Origin of the sequence: Rhizohabitans arisaemae (assembly GCF_025996515.1) — a bacterium.
Lineage (GTDB): Bacteria > Actinomycetota > Actinomycetes > Streptosporangiales > Streptosporangiaceae > Rhizohabitans > Rhizohabitans arisaemae.
Genome location: NZ_BLRH01000042.1, coordinates 1 through 19,857, shown reverse-complemented (window position 1 = coordinate 19,857; position 19,857 = coordinate 1). Strand labels below are relative to the sequence as shown.

Genomic DNA, 19,857 nt, shown 5'->3' with positions numbered 1-19,857 from the left:
GGAATCCCAGACATTGACCGGCCAGTTGAACCCGCCACCGGCCTTGGCCGTCCAGACAAACAGCACCGTCCGAGCCCCAGGGTAGTCGTAGAACGCGGCCACATCACCAAGGCCGTCGCCGTTGAAATCGGCCGGTAACCCAGCCCCGTCCGAAGGCGGAGAGGCCGGTGCCGAGTTCCACAGAGCATCGACGAGCAGTTGGGCGTCATGGACCTCCCTGGCATAGGCGTCCGGTACCGCGGAAACCTGCACGGTCTGGCAGATGGCGCCGATGTCCCCGCTCATCCAGCCGTTGTTGGGGAACCTCCGCAGCATGGCGTTGAGGAACGCGTTGGTCGCGTACACCGGGTCGGTCAGCTGGGCCGGAGTCCCCCACCCCTGCGACGGACGCTGCTGGAACAGTCCCAGGCTGTCGTGGTCGACGGCGACGGTGTAGTTGTGCAGAGTGCTCTCGGTGATGGCGGTGGTCACCGCGATCACCGCCGCCCGTTTGTCCAGGTTCCGGCTCCTGGTCGTGGTAGTGACAATCCGGGCACATGAGACGTTGTAGGCGTTCACGCTCCGTCCCAGACGGGGGCCGTTCATCTGGGGTCTTAGCTGGTTGGCGATGGCCGCGTCATCGCTGGTCTCCCCGCCTGGTACGCATGCGGCGGAGGCGAGCGTCGCCGCCATTGCGGCGGGCACCGGCGGGCCCGCCGGACCGGGAATGGCGGCCGTCGGCGTCGGCGTCGGACTGGGCGCCTGCGCTGCCGCGGTGCCGGTGCCGGCGGCGAGGAGTCCACCGACGAGGGCGGTCAACACCATCAGCACGAGAATGGCGGGTTTGCTGGGGTTCGTGCGACAGCCAGGGGAAACATCCGCGTTCATGTCCTTCTCCTTGGAAAATGATCACTCTGGAAGTACGCGGTGGGCCGACCCAGGCGGCGTTTCGCCCGCCGCCTGGGGGTGTGGGTGTCGCGCGAATCTAGATGGTCTTGGTGCGGATCTGCTCCCAGGTGCCGGGTCCGGAGTCCCAGACCATGGTCGGGGCGTTGAAGCCGCCACCTGCCCTGGCGGTCCAGGTGAACAGGCCGGTACGGGCACCGGGGTAGTCGTAGAAGGCACCGATGTCGGTCAGGCCGTCACCGTTGAAGTCACCGCCGACCGGCTTGGCGCGAGGCTGCTCAAAAGTGCCGACGCCGGAGTCCCAGACCATGCCGGGGGCGTTGAAGCCGCCGCCTGACTTGCCGGACCAGGTGAACAGGCCGGTGCGGCCGTTGGAGTAGTCGTAGAAGGCACCGATGTCACCGAAGCCGTCACCGTTGAAGTCACCGCTGACGGCCTTGACGCGGGCCTGCTCCCAGGTGCCGGGTCCGGAGTCCCAGACCATGGTCGGGGCGTTGAAGCCGCCACCTGCCCTGGCGGTCCAGGTGAACAGGCCGGTACGGGCACCGGGGTAGTCGTAGAAGGCACCGATGTCGGTCAGGCCGTCACCGTTGAAGTCACCGCCGACCGGCTTGGCGCGAGGCTGCTCAAAAGTGCCGACGCCGGAGTCCCAGACCATGGTCGGCCAGTTGAACCCGCCACCCGCCTTGGCCGACCAGACGAACAGGGCGGTACGGCCCCTGCCGTAGTCGTAGAACGCGGCCACATCATCGAGACCGTCGCCGTTGTAGTCGGCCGGTATCCCTGTGCCGTCCGTAGGCGGAGAGGACGGTGCGGCCGGGTCGTCGACGATGTTGATGTAGCGGATCGGCCGGTAGTTCTGCATGCTCGACCATGACTCGTCGCCCATCTGGCCGTGGGAGTTGACCGTCGGGCCCTTGGCCCAGTCGTTCTGCCAGCCGTTGCCGTCGGGGTTGCCCGTGCCGTTGAGGGAGTAGGTCCAGGCCCCCTGGCTGTGGTCGCCGGGGTTCTTCCACCTGGCGAACAGCTCCATATGACCGTTCTTGAGGATCGCGTCTCCGGGCAGCAGGTCGTGCAGGCTGCCCAGGTACGTCTTCCCGCCCCAGGTCTCGAAGTCGTCGGTGCTGTTGCCGCCCTTGCCGGAGTTGGCGGTGATGTGCCAGGCCATGGAGACCAACCCGGAGCAGTCCGGGCCGTACCTGTTGTCGCCTTCGACGTCGGTGTAGAGCGTGCCCGGGCGTCGCGTGAGATTGTATTTCACGTCGCGGTTGACCCAGTTCTGGGCACGGGCGAGCACCTCGGAACGGGTGATCTGGCCGTCGGGGACGGAAGCGGCGTGCGCCGGTGTGGCGATCGCGACAGTGGTGACCGTGACTCCCGCGAAGCCGACAGCGGCTGCCACGATGGGGCCGAGGGTGCCGGAGATCAGGCGGTTCAGTCTCATAAGTACCTTCCGGTGTGGAGGGTGTTGCTTCGTGCTGACACCGGTAGGTTCGACTGGCGTGCTGAAAATTCGTTGAGAATCCGTGGAGGGTGGTTTTCAGCGGATGGCCGCACCCCCATTGAGCTCGCCGTATTCGCGGGCGCCGTACATGTGGAAGACCTTGACCGCCCGATCCCGCAGCGCTGCCCCCGTCTCCGCGTCACCCCGGGCCTCGTACAGCAGCGCGAGGTCGCGTTCGGTGCGGGCGCGCCAGAGCGGGGCGTCCATGCCCTCCCAGACCTCCATCGAAGCGGTCAGGCAGGCGGCCGCGTCCTTCAGATTGCCGTCGGCCAGATGGAGCTCGCCGAGGGTCCGCAGCGCGACGCCCAGCCCCCAGCGGTCACCCATCGCCTGGCAGGTCGACAGCACCGCTTCCAGCGGGCCGAGGGCCAGGTCGGTATGGCCCAGGCGCAGATGGGCCTTGGCCCAGGTACGGATCGAATAGGCCTCCATCAGCTTGTCGCCGAGCTGGCCGAAGATGGCCATCGCGGCTTCGGCGGCCTCGATCGCCGGGACGTACTGGCCGGTCGCCCGGTGAAACAGGCTCATGGTGCGCAAGGTCACCCCCTCGCCCCGGCGACTGCCCGCGCGGCGGTACCCGGCCAGGCACTCCTCCAGGCCGGACCAGGCGGCAGGGTAGTCGCCGCGCTCCAGCCGCACCGAGGCGGCCAGCCGCCGCGGGTATCCGGCGTCCGCTCCGAGCTCCTTGAGCAGCGCGTCGGCCTCGTCCAGGAAGTGCAGGGCCTCGACCAGGCGGCCCGCCTCCCGGCAGATCACGCCGAGTCCGGACAACACCACGGCCTTGCCCCGCGCGTCGCCAAGCTCACGGAAGGCGCCGAGCGCCTCGTCCAGGATCCGGCGCGCCTCCGGGAAGTGATCCTGGTCGTATCGGAGCCTTCCCAGTTCGGCCAGCATGGTGGCCTGGCCGTATCGGTCGCCCGCCAGGCGGGCCGCGGCCAGCGCGGACCGGTTGATCCGCTCCCGGGACTCGAACCGGTTGACACCCAGGAACGACGGGCCCAGCCGAGCCGAGGCGAACTGGCAGACCAGTTCGTGCAGGCCCAGCGCGGCGGCCCGCTCCAGACCGACGACCAGCGCGGGCTGTTCGATGTCGAACCAGCTATGCGGGGCCGCCAGCACCTGCGCGGTCAGCTCGCACGAGACGGGGAATGCCTCGGCGGGGTGTAACCAGTCGATCTCGTCGGACGGAGCGTCGGCGGTCACCTGGTTCGCCAGGGTCAGCCAGCCGCCGAGCACCCGGCCCACGGCCGCCGCCAGCGCCCCCGCCGGTTCCTCCGCCTCGGCCCGCTCACAGCCGTAGATCCGCACCAGGTCGTGTACGCGGTACCTGGGTATGCCCAGGTCGTCGACCCGGCTGAAGTCCACCACCTGCGCGTCGACCAGCCGCTCCACCGTGTCTTCCGCCACCGTCTCGGGCGCGTCGGTCAGCCAGGCGACGACCCACGAGGCGAACTCCGGCACCCCCAGATGGCCCAGCCGCCGCAACGTCTGGCGCGCGTCGTCGTCCAACCCCCGGTAGCTGAGCTCGAAACCGGCCCGCACCTCCAAGTCGGCGATCGTCAGCTCGTCCAGCCGGCGCCGTTCGTCGGTCAGCCGGTCGGCCAGCAGCCGCAGCGGCCAGCGCTGGCGGGTGGCCAGCCGGGCGCCGGCGATCCGGATCGCCAGCGGCAACCGGCCGCACAGTTCGACGATCTCACGGGCCACCGGCTCCTCCGCAGCCACCCGGTCGGCCCCGACGATCCGGACCAGCAGTTCGACCGCCTCGTCGGGATCGAGTACGTCCAGGTCGGTACGGCGGACGCCGGCCAGCCCGCCGAGCCGGTTGCGCGAGGTGATGAGCACGGCGCAGCCGCCACCACCCAGCAGCAGCGGGCGCACCTGCCGCTCGTCGGCGGCGTCGTCCAGCAGCACCAGCACCCGGCGCCCGGCCAGCAGTCCGCGGTAGAGCTCGGCCCGCTCCGCGGTGGCGGCCGGAATGGCGGACGGCTCCACGCCGAGCGCCTGGAGGAACCGTCCCAGCACCTCACCGGGCTCGGCGGGGGTGTCGCTCATCCCGCGTAGCTCGGCGTACAGCTGGCCGTCGGGGAAGGCCGCCGCGACCCCGTGGGCGACGTGCGTGGCCAGGGCCGACTTGCCACTGCCACCGCGGCCCGCGATGACCTGGATGATCGAGGCAGGGCCCGCCGTCAGTGCGGTGGCCAGGGCGGAGGTCTGTTGCGTACGGCCGGTGAAGTCCGCGGGCACCAGCGGCAGCTGGGTCGGCACGGTGACCCGGACCGTACGGTCGGACGGCGGGGCCAGCAGGACCTGATCACCCCGCAGGATCGCGTGATACAGCGAGGTCAGCTCCGGCCCCGGGTCCACCCCGAGCTCCTCGACCAGCGCCTGGCGTCCCTCCCGGAAACTGGCCAGGGCGTCAGACTGGCGGCCCAGCCGGTACAGCGCGGTCATGTACTGCCCCCGCAACCGCTCGTTGGCGGGATGATGCCCGACCAGCGCGGCCAGTTCGGCCACCAGTTGGCCGTGCCGGCCCAGCGCCAGGTCGGCGTCCATGCGCTCCTCGGTGGCGGTCAGCCGCAGCTGCTCCAGCCGGGAGGCCTCCCCGGCCAGCAGAGAGCCGTGCAGTCCGGCCAGGGCGGGACCGCGCCACAGCGCCAGCGCGCCGCTGAGCAACTCCGTGGTCTCCTGAGGGGTGTTCGCCCGGCGCGCCTGGACCAGAAGCTGGTTGAAGAGGGCGACGTCCAGCGATCCGGCAGGGATCTGGGCCTGATAACCGGGCGCGCGGGTGAGAATCACATCCGCGACGCCGTGCCGGGCCATCGTCTGCCGCAACATCCTCACGTAGGTCTGGATCGCCGCCTTGGCGGTTTTCGGCGGATCGTCTGGCCAGATGATGTCGATCAGACGCGGAATCGGCACGATGTGCCCGTGCTCCAGCAGCAGCGCCGCCAGCAGCGTCTGGGGCTTGGCTCCGCCCAGCGGGACCGGGACCCCGCCGACCGTTACCTCGACTGGCCCGAGCAGCCGAAACTCCACCGCCACTCCCTGTCACGTCAGCTCTTCGGTGGACGGCCGACCGGTCAGGCCCGGGTGCCGTCGGGGTGATTGGTGCTGTTGGCGCGGAAAGCAGAGGCCGCGTTGACCGAGGTCGGTCAACGCGCCTGACTAGTCTGGCAGGCTAAAGAGCCAATGTCATAGTGTTTCCGGACATGGACGCCACGGTGCCCACCACCGGCCGCCGGAACGACGCGGTTGCCCCGATCCCGCTTGTCGTCATTCCGTCTCCTCGTTCTGCAGACAGATGGCCCGGTTCGTACGGCTGATCATCTGGCATGCGGCTACAGCCGCGGCATACACCCTGGAAGAACGTGCTCTTATGGCCGCGCGGCAAGGTGCCGCCCAGCAGCGTGGCCCCCTCCACAACCTCGGTGCTCCTGGCCGCGATCTCCATGGTCGGCATCCTGGCCGCCGGTGCCCTCGTACGGCTGCCTGCCCAGGCCGCCGCCACCTATATCTACTTGCCCAGTGGTCCCCGCAATCTGGTCATGATCCTGGGGGAGCGGGCCGAGGGCATCAGATTCCTCATTCGCGACCGCGATGCAAAATTCACGGCGGTCTTCGACGAGGTGTTCACCTCACTCGGCGCCCGCGTCATCACAACACCGGTGCGCGCCCCGCAGGCCAACGCGATCGCCGAGCGCTGGGGCGGCACCGTTCGAAGGGAGTGCACCGACCGGCTGGCCGAGCTCTTCGGCGTGGTCGCCAACACAATCACCACGGCAGAACGTCAGATCACTCGCTTGCCCGACCAGCACGGGCACACCGTCGCCGCGGCCTCTGAGCGGCTTTCCACCCTGGAAGAGATGGTCGCGTACGCGGGCAAAGCAGGCGTCAGCCTCACTCTGAAGATCAAATCAGTGCGTTGATACTCGACGTGCCCTGAGTCTGCGGCGATCATGCCGACCGTGGGGGGACCTCGATCGGCATGTCGCCACGAAACAGGGCAAACCCAAGCTGATACGGCACTAGCTCCCGCTTGAGGTTTTACGGATACCGGAATCTCATCGGAGCGTACAAAGGGTGATGCCGCACCGGGTTTCCGGTGCGGCATCGCCGTTCCTCACGGGGTGGCGGGCGGAGTGCCGGAACCGCTGAGGTCCTGGGTCACCCAGGCGGCGCCGATCCTGCTCAGGTACGTCTCCTGGAGGTGCTTGTCCGAGGTGTTGATGGTGAAAACGCTGGTGAAGCCGTCGTGGTAGACAGCGGCAGGGGTACCGGTTGCCGCCGGGGTGCCGGCGATGGCACTGATGTCCTGGCTCACCCAGGCCGCACCGATCCTCGGCAGGTAGGTCTCCTGAAGACGCCCGTTCGACGCGTTGATGGTGAAAACGCTGGTGAAGCCGTCGTGGTAGACAGCGGCAGGGGTACCGGTTGCCGCCGGGGTGCCGGCGATGGCACTGATGTCCTGGCTCACCCAGGCCGCACCGATCCTCGGCAGGTAGGTCTCCTGAAGACGCCCGTTCGACGCGTTAATGGTGAAAACGCTGGTGAAGCCGTCGTGGTAGACAGCGGCAGGGGTACCGGTTGCCGCCGGGGTGCCGGCGATGGCACTGATGTCCTGGCTCACCCAGGCCGCACCGATCCTGCTCAGATACGTCTCCTGAAGACGCCCATTCGACGCGTTGATGGTGAAGACGCTGGTGTAACCGTCGTGGTAGACGGCCACGGGCGCGCCGCTTGACGCCGGTGTACCGGCAATGGCGGTGATGTCCTGAGTCACCCAGGCCGCACCGATCCTCGGCAGGTAGGTCTCCTGAAGACGCCCGTTCGACGCGTTAATGGTGAAAACGCTTGTGTAACCGTCGTGGTAGACAACGGCGGGTGTCACATTGGCCGCCGGCGGCGTACCGGCGATGGCGCTGATGTCCTGAGTCACCCAGGCCGCACCAACCCTGGTCAGGTAGGTCTCCTGAAGACGCCCGTTCGACGCGTTAATGGTGAAAACGCTGGTGAAGCCATCGTGCACCACCGCCACCGGCTTCGTCGCGGACGGCGGAGTACCGGCACCCGCACTGATGTCCTGGCTGTACCAGGGCGAACCGATCCTCGGCAGATACGTCTCCTGGATATGACCATCAGCCGCATTCCGCGTGAACACGCTGGTATATCCCTCGTGCACCACCGCCGGACCACCAGAGGGAGTGGCAGGAGCGGGAGCAGGATCGTTGACGATGTTCTTGTAGCGAATCGGCCGGTAGTTCTGCATGCTCGACCATGACTCGTCGCCCATCTGGCCGTGGGAGTTGACCGTCGGGCCCTTGGCCCAGTCGTTCTGCCAGCCGTTGCCGTCGGGGTTGCCCGTGCCGTTGAGGGAGTAGGTCCAGGCCCCCTGACTGTGGTCACCGGGGTTCTTCCACCTGGCGAACAGCTCCATATGACCGTTCTTGAGGATCGCGTCTCCGGGCAGCAGGTCGTGCAGGCTGCCCAGGTACGTCTTCCCGCCCCAGGTCTCGAAGTCGTCGGTGCTGTTGCCGCCCTTGCCGGAGTTGGCGGTGATGTGCCAGGCCATGGAGACCAACCCGGAGCAGTCCGGGCCGTACCTGTTGTCGCCTTCGACGTCGGTGTAGAGCGTGCCCGGGCGTCGCGTGAGGTTGTATTTCACGTCGCGGTTGACCCAGTTCTGGGCACGGGCGAGCACCTCGGAACGGGTGATCTGGCCGTCGGGGACGGAAGCGGCGTGCGCCGGTGTGGCGGTCACAACAGTCGTCACCGTAGCACCCACGAAACCCAGCGCCGTCGCCATCATCACGCCGAGCCCGCCAGAGATCATTCGGTTAAGTTTCATGATTCCTTCCGGTGGAAGAGTGCTCTTCTTCCTGACACCGAAAGGTTCGACGGGCGTACTGAAAATGCACTGAAAATGCGTGGAGGGCGCCTTTCAGCCAGGTCGGACTAGTGCCGTATCAGCTTGGGTTTGCCTGTGCGGTGCCAAACTCGTCCATGGCATCTGACCTGGCCTTCTACCCTCAGCACTCGTGTTCCTACGCCTCCTGTACCCGCTGATGGTCCGGTTGTTCGGCTGGTTGACGCTCCTCACGCGGGGCGACGCCTCCAAGGAGGTTGAGCTCTTGGTGCTTGCTGAGGCTCAATCGGGTCGATCACGACCGTGATCTCCTGGAGCGTGGAAGTACAAACGATCATTTGGCGTGATGTGTACGGGCTGCGCCGAGCCGGGCGCGATCGACGTCACCTGTCGCCCATGATGACGACGTTCAGGCGGCGGGGGCCGTGGACGCCCTCGATCCGGCGGAGTTCGATGTCGCTGGTGGCCGAGGGGCCGGAGACGAAGGTGAGCGGCCGGGCCGGGTCGGGGAGGGCGGCGAGGGCGTCGGGGACGTCGTCCACCGTCTGACCCGGGCGTACCAGGCAGATGTGGTGGTCGGGGACGAGGGTGAGCAGGCGGCGGCCCTGGCCGGGGCCGCCGTCCAGGACGACGGTGCCGGTCCGGGCGATCGCGACGGCGCAGCCGGTCAGCACGCTTGTCCCGGGCCGGTCCAGCTCGGCGGCGGTCAGCGGATGTTTCGGGCTGTCGGCCACGGCGTCCATCGAACAGCGGTCAAGCCATTCGGGCGGCAACCCTGAGGGGACGACCAGGTGTACGGTCTCGGCGAGGAGCTCGGCAAGCACGTCGGCCAAGTCGGCGTCTGTGCATTCGACAACCGTCGCCCGGTACTCGGCGATCCGCTCGGCGAGCATCACGGTGCTCCCCTCCCTGATCGCCGCCTGCGGGCGCGGTGCCCGCGCCGGGGGTACGGCCGCCGCGGCGATCCGGGCCAGGATCTCCTCCCGTGCGGTCCCGGGACCTCGCGCACCCATCACTCATCCCCTCGCTCTCCCCCGTGATCGATCGGTTCACCCGACCGAACTTCCGTCGTGTCCGACAATCCGGGCAGGCCTCCGCGCCGACCCGGCTCAGGTGCGGCCATGCGTCCTGGTCCACCAGTCGCGGAAGGTCTCCTGCTCAGGCCGGGGCAGGTCCCGTACGGCGGTCCAGCGGGACAGCGGCCAGGGCAGCCGGCGGGCCGGGGCCATCGCGGCGAACCACCGGGCCAGGCGCAGTCCCGCGCGATACCACCGGGGCCGGGACAGCACCGCGGAGACCGCCCCCATGACCGGCTGCTCCGCCGGTGGCGGCTCGCGCAGGTGGACCAGCACCTCCGGGATATTGATCTTCACGGGGCAGACCTCGTAGCAGGCGCCGCACAGGGTGGAGGCGAACGGCAGGCTGCGATGCCCGCCGGTGAGCTGGGGGGCGAGGATCGCGCCGATCGGGCCGGAGTAGGTGTGCCCGTAGGCGTGCCCGCCGACCCGCTCGTAGACCGGGCAGACGTTGAGGCAGGCCGAGCAGCGGATGCAGTGCAGCGCCTGCCTTCCCACCGGGTCGCGCAGAACCCTGGTACGTCCGTTGTCGACCAGGACGATGTGTACGGCCTGCGGCCCGTCGCCGGGTGTCACGCCCGTCCAGATCGAGGTATAGGGGTTCATCCGCTCCCCGGTGGAGGAGCGGGGCAGCAGCCGAAGGAAGACCCCGAGGTCGGCGAAGCGCGGGACGATCTTCTCGATGCCGACCACGGAGATCAGGGTGTCCGGCAGGGTGAGGCACATCCGGCCGTTGCCCTCCGACTCCACCACGACCAGGGAACCGGTCTCGGCGATCGCGAAGTTGGCCCCGGAGACGCCGACGGAGGCGGTGAGGAACCGCTCCCGAAGGTGCAGCCGGGCCGCCTCGGCGAGCGCGGCCGGATCGTCGTCCACCCCCGCCGCGATCGAGGCGTCGAAGAGGTCGCGGATCTGGCTCCGGTTGTAGTGGATCGCAGGAACCAGCAGGTGGGAGGGCTTGTCGTCGGCGAGCTGCACGATCAGCTCGGCGAGGTCGGTCTCCACCGCGTGCACGCCCCGGGCGGCCAGCGCCTCGTTGAGTCCGATCTCCTGGGTGGCCATCGACTTCACCTTCACCACCTCGGTGACGGTGATCAGGTCGGCGACGATCCGGCAGGCCTCCGCGGCGTCCCGGGCCCAGTGCACCGTCGCCCCGGCCGCCGTCGCGCGCTCCTCGAACCGGGCGAGCAGGGAGCCGAGGTCGGCCAGGGCCTCCTCCTTGACCGTCCGGCCGAGTTCACGCAGGTCCTCCCAGTCGCCGACCTCGGCGACGACCGCCGTCCGCCGGTCCCGGATGGTGTGGGTGGCGCCCCGCAGGGTGGCGCGGAGCCGGGTGTCGGCGAGCTTCCCCTCCGCCGCCTTGGGGAAGGCCTCGGCCTGGGACATCACGGCCTCCCGGCGAGGATCTCGGCGTAGTGCACGGCGCGGGGGCCGCCGGTCCGGGTGAGCCCGCCGCCGATGTGGGTGAGGCAGGAGTTGTCGGCCATCGCCACGTAGTCGGCCCCGCTGCCGCGGATCGCCGCGCACTTGTCGGCGAGCATCGCCGCGGAGACCCCGGCGTTCTTCAGCGCGAACGTGCCGCCGAAGCCGCAGCATTCCGCGGCGCCGGGCAGGGGCAGCAGTTCGATCCCGCCGACGGCGGCCAGCAGGCGCACCGGCTTGTCGCCCAGACCCAGCATGCGCATCCCGTGGCAGGTCGGGTGGTAGGTCACCCGGTGCGGGAAGACCCCGCCCACATCCTCGACGCCGAGCACGTCGATCAGGAACTCCGACAGCTCGTAGACGTGGGGGTGGCGTTCCCGCAGGAACGCGACGCAAGACCCGGACGGGACGACGACGGCCTCGTACCCGGCGAAGACCTCCCCGAACCGGTCCAGCAACCCGCCCGCCTTCTTCCGATACCCGGAATTTCCGTGCATCTGACCACAACAGGTCTGATCGAGGGGAAACTCAACTTTCACTCCGACGTGTTCGAGTACGGAGACCACGGCCCGCCCGGTTCGGGGGAAGAGCAGGTCGTTCACGCAGGTGACGAAGAGCCCGACGCGCATTACGGGGCGATCGTCATCCGCTGGCGTTGCCGACCGAGCCCGTCGACCTCCGCCTCCACGACGTCTCCCGGCTTGAGGTACTCGAAGCGCCCCGACAAAGCGACCCCCTCCGGGGTACCGGTGTTGACCACGTCGCCGGGGTCCAGGACAAGGTGGTGTGAGAGGTGCCAGATCAGTTCGTACACCCCGAAGATCATGTCCGCGGTGCTTGAGTCCTGCCGGATCTCGCCGTTGACCCGGGAGCGCAGGCGCAGGTCCTGCGGGTCGGCCACCTCGTCGGCGGGCACCAGGAAGGGGCCGAGCGGGTTGAAGGTCTCACAGCACTTGCCCTTCGACCACTGCCCGCCGGACCGGTCGAGCTGGTACTCGCGCTCGGAGACGTCGTTGGAGACGGTGTACCCGGCGATGTGCGCGGCGGCGTCCGCCGGGGAGTCCAGGTACCGCGCCCGCTTCCCGATCACAACCGCGAGCTCCACCTCCCAGTCGGTACGGGCGGAGCCGCGCGGGATGCGCACCTCGTCGTAGGGCCCGACAACCGTGTTGGGGTGTTTGAGGAAGAGCACCGGCTGCTCGGGCGGCGGCGAGCCGGACTCGGCGGCGTGCGCGGCGTAGTTCTGCCCGATGCAGATCACCGCGCCGGGCCGGGCGATCGGGGCCGCGATCCGCAGGCCCAGGTCCTCCGGTGTGTCCGCGAGCCTGCGCAGCGTGCCCTCGGCGAGTGCCCGGCGGGCCCGTACCAGACCGTCCCCGGCGAGGAAGGCTCCGTCGACGTCGCCGGTGACCGGCCCCAGGTCGTACACCCCGGTGTCGTCGCAGACGGCGGGGAGTTCCTCCCCAGGCGCGCCGTATCGCATCAGCCGCATGTGTGGTTCGTCCTTTGGTCTCACTGGTTGGGGGGTGCCGGGCCGGAGCCCGGCACCCGATGGGTTACTGCACCTGGATGAGGCGCGGGGAGGCCTGGACCCTGACCTTGACCAAGACGAGCCCGGTGGAGGTGACCGACCAGCACTGGTCGGCCGACTCCAGGTCGATCACCTGGGTGAGGGCCGTCCCGTCCACGGTGACGGAGGTGGCGGTGAGCCCGGCCACGATGGCCCGGACATGGGTCCAGTTGGGGTCTTGCAGGGTGAAGCGGACACCGGCCGGCAGGAGCGTCAGCGAGCCGGGCTGGACGCTGCTGGTCACGTGGATCCGCCGGGTGGCATCGCGGACGATGCCGGTGCGGGCGCCGATGTCCTTTCCGTACTTGGAGTAGAGAAAGACGTCGAGCAGCGGCCCGGGGAAGATCGTGGGACCGCTCGGCACCCACGTCTCCAGGTTGAACGCGTCGGGCCAGTACCCGTTGTAGGAACCCTTGTCGTACATCTGGGCGAAGGTGCTGTTCATGATGCCCTCGGCGATCTGGCCCCAAGGCTGGGAGTTGTCCAGCGGACTCAGCCGGAGGAACGCGGGGCAGGCCACCAGGCCCACCCACTGCACCAGGATGCCCAGCCAGTGGTGCTGGTACTGACTCGCGCCGTACCCGACCAGGGCCCCGTACCGCATCACGTCCCGGTTGGGCTGCTGGAACAGGTCGGTGCCGTTGACCTCGGTCGGATGCACCAGGCCCTTCGGCACCGGCTGCGGGCCGTACGACCACAGGTAGACGAACGCCAGGGCGGTCCGGGCGAAGTACACGGCGCGGGCGAGGTGTGCCGGGTTCCCGGTGAGCTGATAGGCGTTCAGGTAGCAGTGGATCCCCCAGAACGCCCCGTGCAGGGAGGGGTACTCCGGCATCTCGTCATGGGCGAGCCCACCGGGAATGTGGTAGGTGTCCAAATCGTCGACGGCCTTCAGCCCGGCCGTCACCACCGCCGAGTCCCCGGTGATGAGCGCGTGGTTCAGCACGGGGAGGGCGTAGGTGGCGGTGATGCCCTGGCCGCGGCTGTTCGGCGGCCAGATGTGTCCGGGCTCGGGCTGCCCCTTCTGGGCGTGGAGCCAGTGCTCGGCCTCCTCGGTGGGGCTCCTGGTCCAGCCCCCGTCCGGGAGCTGGTCGGTGATCATCTCGTTGACCTTGGTCCGGTCGGTGCTCAGCACCGAGGCGATCCCGCCGGTGCGCAGCGCCAGCGGGAGGGTCTTGTCCACGGTCGCGGTGAGAGCCGCCGCGGCCACGTTGCGCGCCGCGGTGGCCAGCGCAGTGGGCAGCATCGGGGCCACCTCGGTGAGGGAGATGATGGTGGCCGGCTCCGGGGTCGGGGTGTTCCAGCCGTAGATGTGGTGCCACTTGGCGGTGGCCGGATCCCAGGAGGTGGTGGTCAGCGCGGTGGCCAGCAGCTCCAGCAGCGCCGAGTCACCGTGCGGCCGGGCGAGCGGGGCGGGAAGCCCGCTGCGGACCGTGACCGCGTACTCCAGGGCCTCGATGATCCGGGTGGCGGGCTTGGCGAAGAACCCGGTGGGCAGGACGATCGTCTGGTTGCCGGCGATCTGTGCGGGAGTGTGCGCCCGCAGGCCGTTCTCCGCGACATGGCCCGGGACCCCGGGGAGAAAGACGCCGAGCAGGTGGTTGTCCTTGCCTTCCAGCCAGTTCGGGGAGGCGAAGGCGATGGACGGCGAGCTCGAAACCCCGGTCGCGGCGGTCGGCTCCCACATCAGCCCGACCATCCGGCCCTCATGCCGGACGGCCATCACCGGAAGCGTCACCTTTCTCGGGTTGGGGTTGAACCAGTGCCGGGCGTCCGGGGAGATGCCCGGGTTGGCACTCGACCGGCCGGTTGCCCCCAGGTACTCCAGGCCCGGCAGCAACGCCTCGTCCCTGGCCCCCTGGAAGGAGCCCTCGCCGACGTAGAGTTTGGGCCCCCAGAACTGCAGGAGCTTACGCGGGGCACTCGGCCGCAGGTAGTAGTTGGCCTCGATCAGATTGGAGTTCGGGGCGAGACCGAAGTAGAAGGTGAACTCCCACAGCACGTTGTCGAAGTCGGCGATCAGATGGGTGAACGTGGCGGTCGCCCCGCCGCCGACCTGATTGACGGTGACGGTCTCCGGGATGATGTAGTGGAGGAAGTCCCGCCCCCAGATGTCGGAGCGGTACCAGATCGCGCTCATGTAGCGGGCTCGTGCCATCGGCACCCAGGTGCCGCTCTGCTTGAGCTCAAGGGTGTAGCCGGTGTACCCCTTGGGGAACTTGCCGAACGGGCCGACCGTCTTGTGGACGCGCAGCCGGATGAGGTCGTTGGTGAGGCGCACCTCACCGGTGGCCGGGTCGACCACCGCGGTGGCGGTCATCACTTGCCCCACGGGTGGAGCGAGCAGTTGCCGATCATGGAGGTTGCCGCGCCGCGCGGGATGCTGTGCCAGCGCTTGGCGGCGTCGCACATGCATTCCGCGGCCTCGGCGGGCGGATTGGGCAGGGGCCCTGCGGGAAGGGTGGGGGCCTGCGCAGCCGCCGGGGCGGCGGTGGTGACCACCAGCCCCGTCACGGCCGCGGCGGCTCCGGCCGCGGTCATCTGGGCGAGCAGTTGGCGACGGGTGACGGAGAGACTCATGTGATCCTCCAGGGGGGTTATGGGCCGACGTTAACCCGACAAACCGCGGCGGTTTTGGTACTACGGTCGCCTGTTGCGCGGGATCCGCGTGACAAAAGTCGCATCCCGCCCGGTCGTCACTTGGCCCAGTCCTCCTGGTCCCACTTGAAGTTCTTGACGAACTGGGTGGCGGCCTTGTCCCACCAGTCGTCCATCGAGGCGACCTGCTTCTTCAGATCGCGCTTGCCGAGCAGGTACCCGTCCAGAACGCTGTGCGCCGAGGTCCCGATCGGTCCGAGCACCAGGCCGATGCCGACGCCCAGACGGGGTGACTTGCCCCATTCGCCCTCGGCGAGCCCCGCGGTGGTGGGCGGTGAGTCGACCCCCTTGATGATGGGGAGGCCCCCGGTCTCGTGCAGCCAGTCCTTGGCCTCGGGCGAGGTGATGAACTGCAGGAACTTCAGCGTCGCGTCGAACTTCTCCCCCTTGACGGTGGAGGGGATCAGGTAGGCGGTGCCGCCGAGGCCCGACCCGAAGCGCGGCTCGGCCTCCGTGGAGAGCGGGGTGGTCTCCTTGGTGATCTTCCAGAAGGGCATGGAGCCCCACTCGAACTTGGCGTTGGCCCGCAGCGACTCGTCGACGTAGTCCGTGCCCCAGGCCATGGCGGCCTCGCCCTTGGCGAAGTCCTGGAAGCCGATCATGGAGCCGGAGAGGTTGGTCACCCCGGACCAGTCGGACCGGCCGCACTCGACGTACTCCTTGAGGAGTTTGAACGCCTCGGCCACCTCGGGGAGCTTGCTGCTGAGCTCACCGGTCTTCATCGCCCGGGTGACCGCCTTCAGCGGCAGGGAGTCGGCCTTTCCGGGCTGGCCCTCCGCGGTGAAGACGTTCCACTTGTCGTAGTACTTGTCCGCGAGCTGCGTCCAGATCGCGTTCAGCGGCCAGGTCGGGGCGATCTCGGAGTTGTCCATGGTGATCGGCGTGTAGCCGGCCGCCTTGAGCTTGGTGCAGGCGCTGCGGAACTCCTCCCAGGTCTTGATAGGCGCGCTCACCCCTGCCTTGGCGAACGCCTCCTTGTTGTAGAAGACCCCGAGCGCGATGGCGTTGAACGGGATGGCCTCGATCTTGCCGTTCTTGTTCTTGGCGGCGGCCGTGTCGAAGCTGTAGTACTCGTCGCGGAACAGGTCCATCCACTGCTGGTTGCCGGGCACGTACGGATTCGGCTTGCGCAGGTGGTCGTCGAGCGCGTGGGCGGTGTGCGGCTCGTGCGGGGCCTGGGCGAAGACCAGCTCCGGCGCGGTGCCCGCGGCGAGCTGGGTGGAGATCGTCTGGAAGAGGTTCTGCAGCGGGATCACCGTGGTCTTGACCTGGATGTTCTTCTCCCGCTCCTCGAACTTGCGGACCAGCGCCTCCCACGCCGGGCCGAAGCTGGAGCCGCTGTCGTTCCACTGGTTCGGCCCCGCCAGCGTGATGACGACCTTGCCCTCCGGCGCCTTCTTCTCCTCCCCGACGCCCAGTACGGAGCAGGCGGACAGGAGCAGGGCGGCCGTGGTCATGGTCACCGCGGCGCGCAGGCGCTGCGGCCGTCGGGGGGTTGGGTTTCTCAAGGGGATGATCCTCTCGTGCGTGCAGAGGCGTACGGCTGGGTCGGAGGGTCAGCGGTTGACGGCGAGGCCGCCCTGGATCCCGGCGAGGAACGCGCGGGACACGAAGGTGAAGAGCAGCAGCAGGGGGATGCTGCTGATCGTGTATCCGGCGAAGAGCGGCCCCCAGACGGTGACGTTCTGCCCGGCGAAGAACGCCAGGCCCGCCGGGATGGTCCGGTATTCGTCGGTGGAGACGGTGAGGAACGGCCAGAAGTAGTCGTTCCACACATTGAGCACGGTGAGCAGGCTGACGACCCCGATCGCGGGCCGGGCCAGCGGCAAGGTGATCGACAGGAACATCCGGATGCCGCCGGCGCCGTCCACCCCGGCCGCCTCGTACAGCTCGCCGGGGATCCTTGCGATGTAGGTCCGCATGAGGACCACGCCGAGGATGGCGCCGGAGACCACATGCGGGACGATCAGCACGAGCCGGCTGTCCAGGATGCCGAGGTCCCGCATGAGGACGAAGAGCGGGATGAGGCTGGTGAGCGGGGGCACCATCAGCAGCGCCGCGATCAGGGCGAACAGCAGGTTCCGCCCGGCGAAGCGGTACCGCGCGAACACGTGGGCGGCCACCGCGCTGAACGCCACGGACCCGACGATGGCGAGTCCCGCGACGATCACCGAGGAGTACAGGTACGGGCTCACCTGCCGCCACGCGGCGGCGTAGTTGTCCCAGTGGAACGGCCAGGTCGGCACCCAGTAGGACTCGTTGAACTGGTCGTTGGTCTTGACCGAGGTGACGACCATGAACACGTACGGGCCGAGGCCGACCGCCACGAAGAGCGAGAGCAGCGTGCCCGCGATCACGTTGGTCCGGCGTGCCCGTCCCATCCGGCTACTCGACGCCATCGCGGGCACCTCGCTTCGTCATGACCAAGGCGATCCCGCTGATCGCGAGGGTGAGGAGGAACAGGGTGGTGGAGAGGGTCGCGGCGTAGCCCCACTCGTTCGCGTTGAACGCGGCGGAGATCATCTTCAGCACCGGGACCTGGGTGGCGTCGTCCGGGCCGCCGCCGGTGACCAGCGCCGCCTGCAGGCCGTACTGGAGGGTGCCGATGATGGACAGCACCAGCAGCAGCTTGAACTGCTGCGTCATGAGGGGCAGGTCGATGTGCCAGAACCTCCGCAGCCGGCCGGCCCCGTCCAGCTCGGCGGCCTCGAACACCTCCTTGGGGATGTCCTCAAGCGCGGAGGAGAACACCAGGAACGGCAGGCTGGCCACCCACGGGAACTGCACGAACAGCAGCGCCACCAGCGCGGTGTCCGGGTCGCCGACCCAGTTGTGCGCCAGGAAGCCGAGCCCGACCTCCCGCAGGAAGGTGTTGAGCATGCCGTCCCGGGGGTTGTAGATGAACGACCAGAGCAGCACGTTCACCACGGCGGGGAACGCCAGCGGCACCAGGAGCAGCGTGCGGAAAACGAACCGCAGCCGCTGAGTGGAGAGCATGACCAGGAGCTCGGCGGCGATGAGCGGGAAGACCCACATCATCGTGACCGACCACACGAAGATGAAGCCGAGGTTGCGGAACGAGCCCCACCACAGGTCGTCGGTGAGCATCCGGCCGTAGTTCTCCAGCCAGACGAACGGCGACTCCCCACCGGGATGCCAGTCGAAGAAGGAGCGGACGATCCCGTTGATCGCCGGATAGTAGGAGAACACCGCCAGCAGGACGAATGTCGGCAGCAGGGTGAGATAGAGGAGCGGCCATCGCCGCCTGCGCAGCTTCACAGCGGCACCGGACCGAACGCCAGGGCGGCCGTATCCGCCTCGTCCACCAGGTCGCAGGCCGGGTCCAGCCCGTGGCCGTAACTCAGCCAGAGGCCGCCGTCCGGCACGGGCCCGCCCAGGAGCAGCCGGACTTCGGAGTCACGTGCCTCCGCCTTGTACAGCACCGGCACGACCCGCCCGGTCTCGTCGTGCACCGAGAACCCGTGCACCGGGCCGTCCGACCGGAGCCGCCCCGTCACCCCGGCGAAGCGCAGGTTGATCTCGGCGTCGATCGCGCCGCCGTCGATCGTCCAGCGCCGGACGCTCAGCTCCGCGAGCCGGAGCGTGCCGGAGTCGCCGACGGCCAGCCGGGCGAGCCGCCGCCCGAGCCTGGCCAGACCGGCCGTGTCGAGGTGGCAGCAGTCGTCCAGACCCAGGTCGACCGCGGTCGCCGCCCCGATCACCCCGGCCTCGTCGAAGCGGGCCTGCGCGGCGCGGACCGCGGTCAGCCGTACCGGGTCCGCGAGCTCCTCGGGGGCGACGATCCGCCCGGCCTGAACATGGAAGAAGGGAAGGCCGGGGTCGTCCAGGTCGCGGCGGAGCGCGCTGACGATCCCGCGCAGCCGGTCCAGGAAGCCGTCGGCCGAAGGCTCGGTCTCCCCCTGGTACCAGAGGACCCCGGCCACCCGGCCGCCTGCGGCGGCGACGGTGTTCAGCAGGGAGCCGTAGAGGGAGGAACCGCCCAGGTGTGCCGAGTCCGGCGACCACTGGGCCATCGTGGTGCCGCCGTGCGCCGCCGGGAGCAGGCCGACCGGGATCCCGGTACGGCTCGCGTACTCCCGCCCGAACGGGATGCCGAGCCCCGCGCCGCGATCCGCGCTGAGCGCGGTGAACTGCTCGCGATGCGTCTGCGGGATGTCCGCCCAGTGCACCGGGTCCGGCGAGACGGGCAGCTCGTGCAGCGGGTCGGTCGCGGGCCGCCAGCGCCGGGACATGTCGAACATCACCACGTCGGGGGTGGCGGGCTCGGCGGCGGCAAGCATGCCCCAGCCCTGCATGTTGGACTGCCCGGCGAGCAGCCACAGATCGCCGACGCGGAGCGAGGAGGCGAGGGGGACGTCGGCGTCCCCGCTGTGCGCGGTCAGCGCGTAGGGTCCGCCGGCGGGCAGGGCCACCGTCGCCTGCCATAGGCCGGGATGGGCGACGGCGGCCACCGGGGCGCCGTCGCGGCGGAGTTCGAGGGGGGCGACCCGGGCCTCGCCCCGCAGAGTCACGGTGGCAGTCCCGTCGTCGCCGCGTTGAAACACCTGGTGGTCAACGACTCCGGCGACCGTCGTCAGCTGATCGAGGTCGAGCATGCGGACCAGTGTGGCGAGGCGGTTTGCCGGAAAGGAGGGACAGCTGTCGCTAGGTCGGCAGCGGGGATATGACCGCTGTCACGTGGCCGCGGGGGCCGGAGATCCTGGTTAGACACGCATGGATCGTTCCAGAATAGAAGGTCCGCGACATAGCGCCCGTTTTAGGGTGTTAGGCGATGTCTGACAAATGATCACGGTGGGTGCGGTTAGATGATCACTCGTGGTACGACGAGGTGAGCTGACCGACAAGGCCTGGCAGCGAA

At 69.0% G+C, this 19,857-nt stretch carries 15 protein-coding genes; 1 reads left to right on the top strand and 14 read right to left on the bottom strand.

Annotation, left to right across the window (positions count from 1 at the left end):
• The 3 genes from RUR_RS26595 to RUR_RS26585 all read right to left on the bottom strand — a co-directional run.
• On the bottom strand, positions 1–867 hold an 867-nt coding region (locus tag RUR_RS26595), incomplete at its 3' end, for a hypothetical protein (protein ID WP_283137938.1).
• Between the two features lie 97 nt (positions 868–964).
• Entirely contained in the window at positions 965–2,329 is a 1,365-nt protein-coding gene (locus tag RUR_RS26590) for an FG-GAP repeat domain-containing protein (protein WP_283137937.1), read from the bottom strand.
• Between the two features lie 96 nt (positions 2,330–2,425).
• A complete protein-coding gene (locus tag RUR_RS26585; RefSeq protein ID WP_283137936.1) occupies positions 2,426–5,425 on the bottom strand; it encodes an AfsR/SARP family transcriptional regulator in 3,000 nt (999 codons plus the stop codon).
• 332 nt (positions 5,426–5,757) lie between these two features.
• Between RUR_RS26585 and RUR_RS26580 the strand changes: the two genes are divergently transcribed.
• The gene (locus tag RUR_RS26580) at positions 5,758–6,315 is read left to right on the top strand and encodes a hypothetical protein (protein ID WP_283137935.1); all 558 of its coding nucleotides are present in this window, start codon (positions 5,758–5,760) and stop codon (positions 6,313–6,315) included.
• 194 nt (positions 6,316–6,509) lie between these two features.
• Here the strand turns inward: RUR_RS26580 and RUR_RS26575 are convergent, their stop codons facing one another.
• The 11 genes from RUR_RS26575 to RUR_RS26525 all read right to left on the bottom strand — a co-directional run bounded on the left by RUR_RS26575 (position 6,510) and on the right by RUR_RS26525 (position 19,594).
• Positions 6,510–8,234 carry a PLL family lectin gene (locus RUR_RS26575; RefSeq protein WP_283137934.1) on the bottom strand — a complete coding sequence of 575 codons (1,725 nt, stop codon included), beginning with the start codon at positions 8,232–8,234 and terminating at the stop codon, positions 6,510–6,512.
• Positions 8,235–8,635: 401 nt separating this feature from the next.
• The gene (locus RUR_RS26570; protein WP_283137933.1) at positions 8,636–9,265 is read right to left on the bottom strand and encodes a LutC/YkgG family protein; all 630 of its coding nucleotides are present in this window, start codon (positions 9,263–9,265) and stop codon (positions 8,636–8,638) included.
• 96 nt (positions 9,266–9,361) lie between these two features.
• A complete protein-coding gene (locus RUR_RS26565; protein WP_283137932.1) occupies positions 9,362–10,714 on the bottom strand; it encodes a lactate utilization protein B in 1,353 nt (450 codons plus the stop codon).
• Positions 10,714–11,379, bottom strand: coding sequence for a (Fe-S)-binding protein (locus tag RUR_RS26560; protein ID WP_283137931.1), 666 nt, complete (start codon positions 11,377–11,379; stop codon positions 10,714–10,716). Before RUR_RS26560 ends, RUR_RS26565 begins: the two co-directional genes overlap by 1 nt.
• Positions 11,379–12,242: a fumarylacetoacetate hydrolase family protein gene (locus RUR_RS26555; protein WP_283137930.1), complete on the bottom strand. Its 864-nt coding sequence runs from the start codon at positions 12,240–12,242 to the stop codon at positions 11,379–11,381. The genes RUR_RS26560 and RUR_RS26555 overlap by 1 nt, the downstream gene beginning before the upstream one ends.
• A gap of 64 nt (positions 12,243–12,306) precedes the next feature.
• Entirely contained in the window at positions 12,307–14,640 is a 2,334-nt protein-coding gene (locus RUR_RS26550; RefSeq protein WP_283137929.1) for a hypothetical protein, read from the bottom strand.
• Entirely contained in the window at positions 14,640–14,900 is a 261-nt protein-coding gene (locus tag RUR_RS26545; RefSeq protein ID WP_283137928.1) for a hypothetical protein, read from the bottom strand. Before RUR_RS26545 ends, RUR_RS26550 begins: the two co-directional genes overlap by 1 nt.
• Before the next feature lie 116 nt (positions 14,901–15,016).
• Complete coding sequence (locus RUR_RS26540; RefSeq protein WP_283137927.1) at positions 15,017–16,486, bottom strand: ABC transporter substrate-binding protein; 1,470 nt, start codon at positions 16,484–16,486, stop codon at positions 15,017–15,019.
• A gap of 48 nt (positions 16,487–16,534) precedes the next feature.
• Positions 16,535–17,377, bottom strand: a complete 843-nt coding sequence (locus tag RUR_RS26535) for a carbohydrate ABC transporter permease (protein WP_283137926.1) — start codon at positions 17,375–17,377, stop codon at positions 16,535–16,537.
• Entirely contained in the window at positions 17,364–18,257 is an 894-nt protein-coding gene (locus RUR_RS26530; RefSeq protein ID WP_283137925.1) for a carbohydrate ABC transporter permease, read from the bottom strand. Before RUR_RS26530 ends, RUR_RS26535 begins: the two co-directional genes overlap by 14 nt.
• Positions 18,254–19,594 carry a sialate O-acetylesterase gene (locus tag RUR_RS26525; RefSeq protein WP_283137924.1) on the bottom strand — a complete coding sequence of 447 codons (1,341 nt, stop codon included), beginning with the start codon at positions 19,592–19,594 and terminating at the stop codon, positions 18,254–18,256. The genes RUR_RS26530 and RUR_RS26525 overlap by 4 nt, the downstream gene beginning before the upstream one ends.
• Positions 19,595–19,857 lie beyond the last annotated feature (263 nt).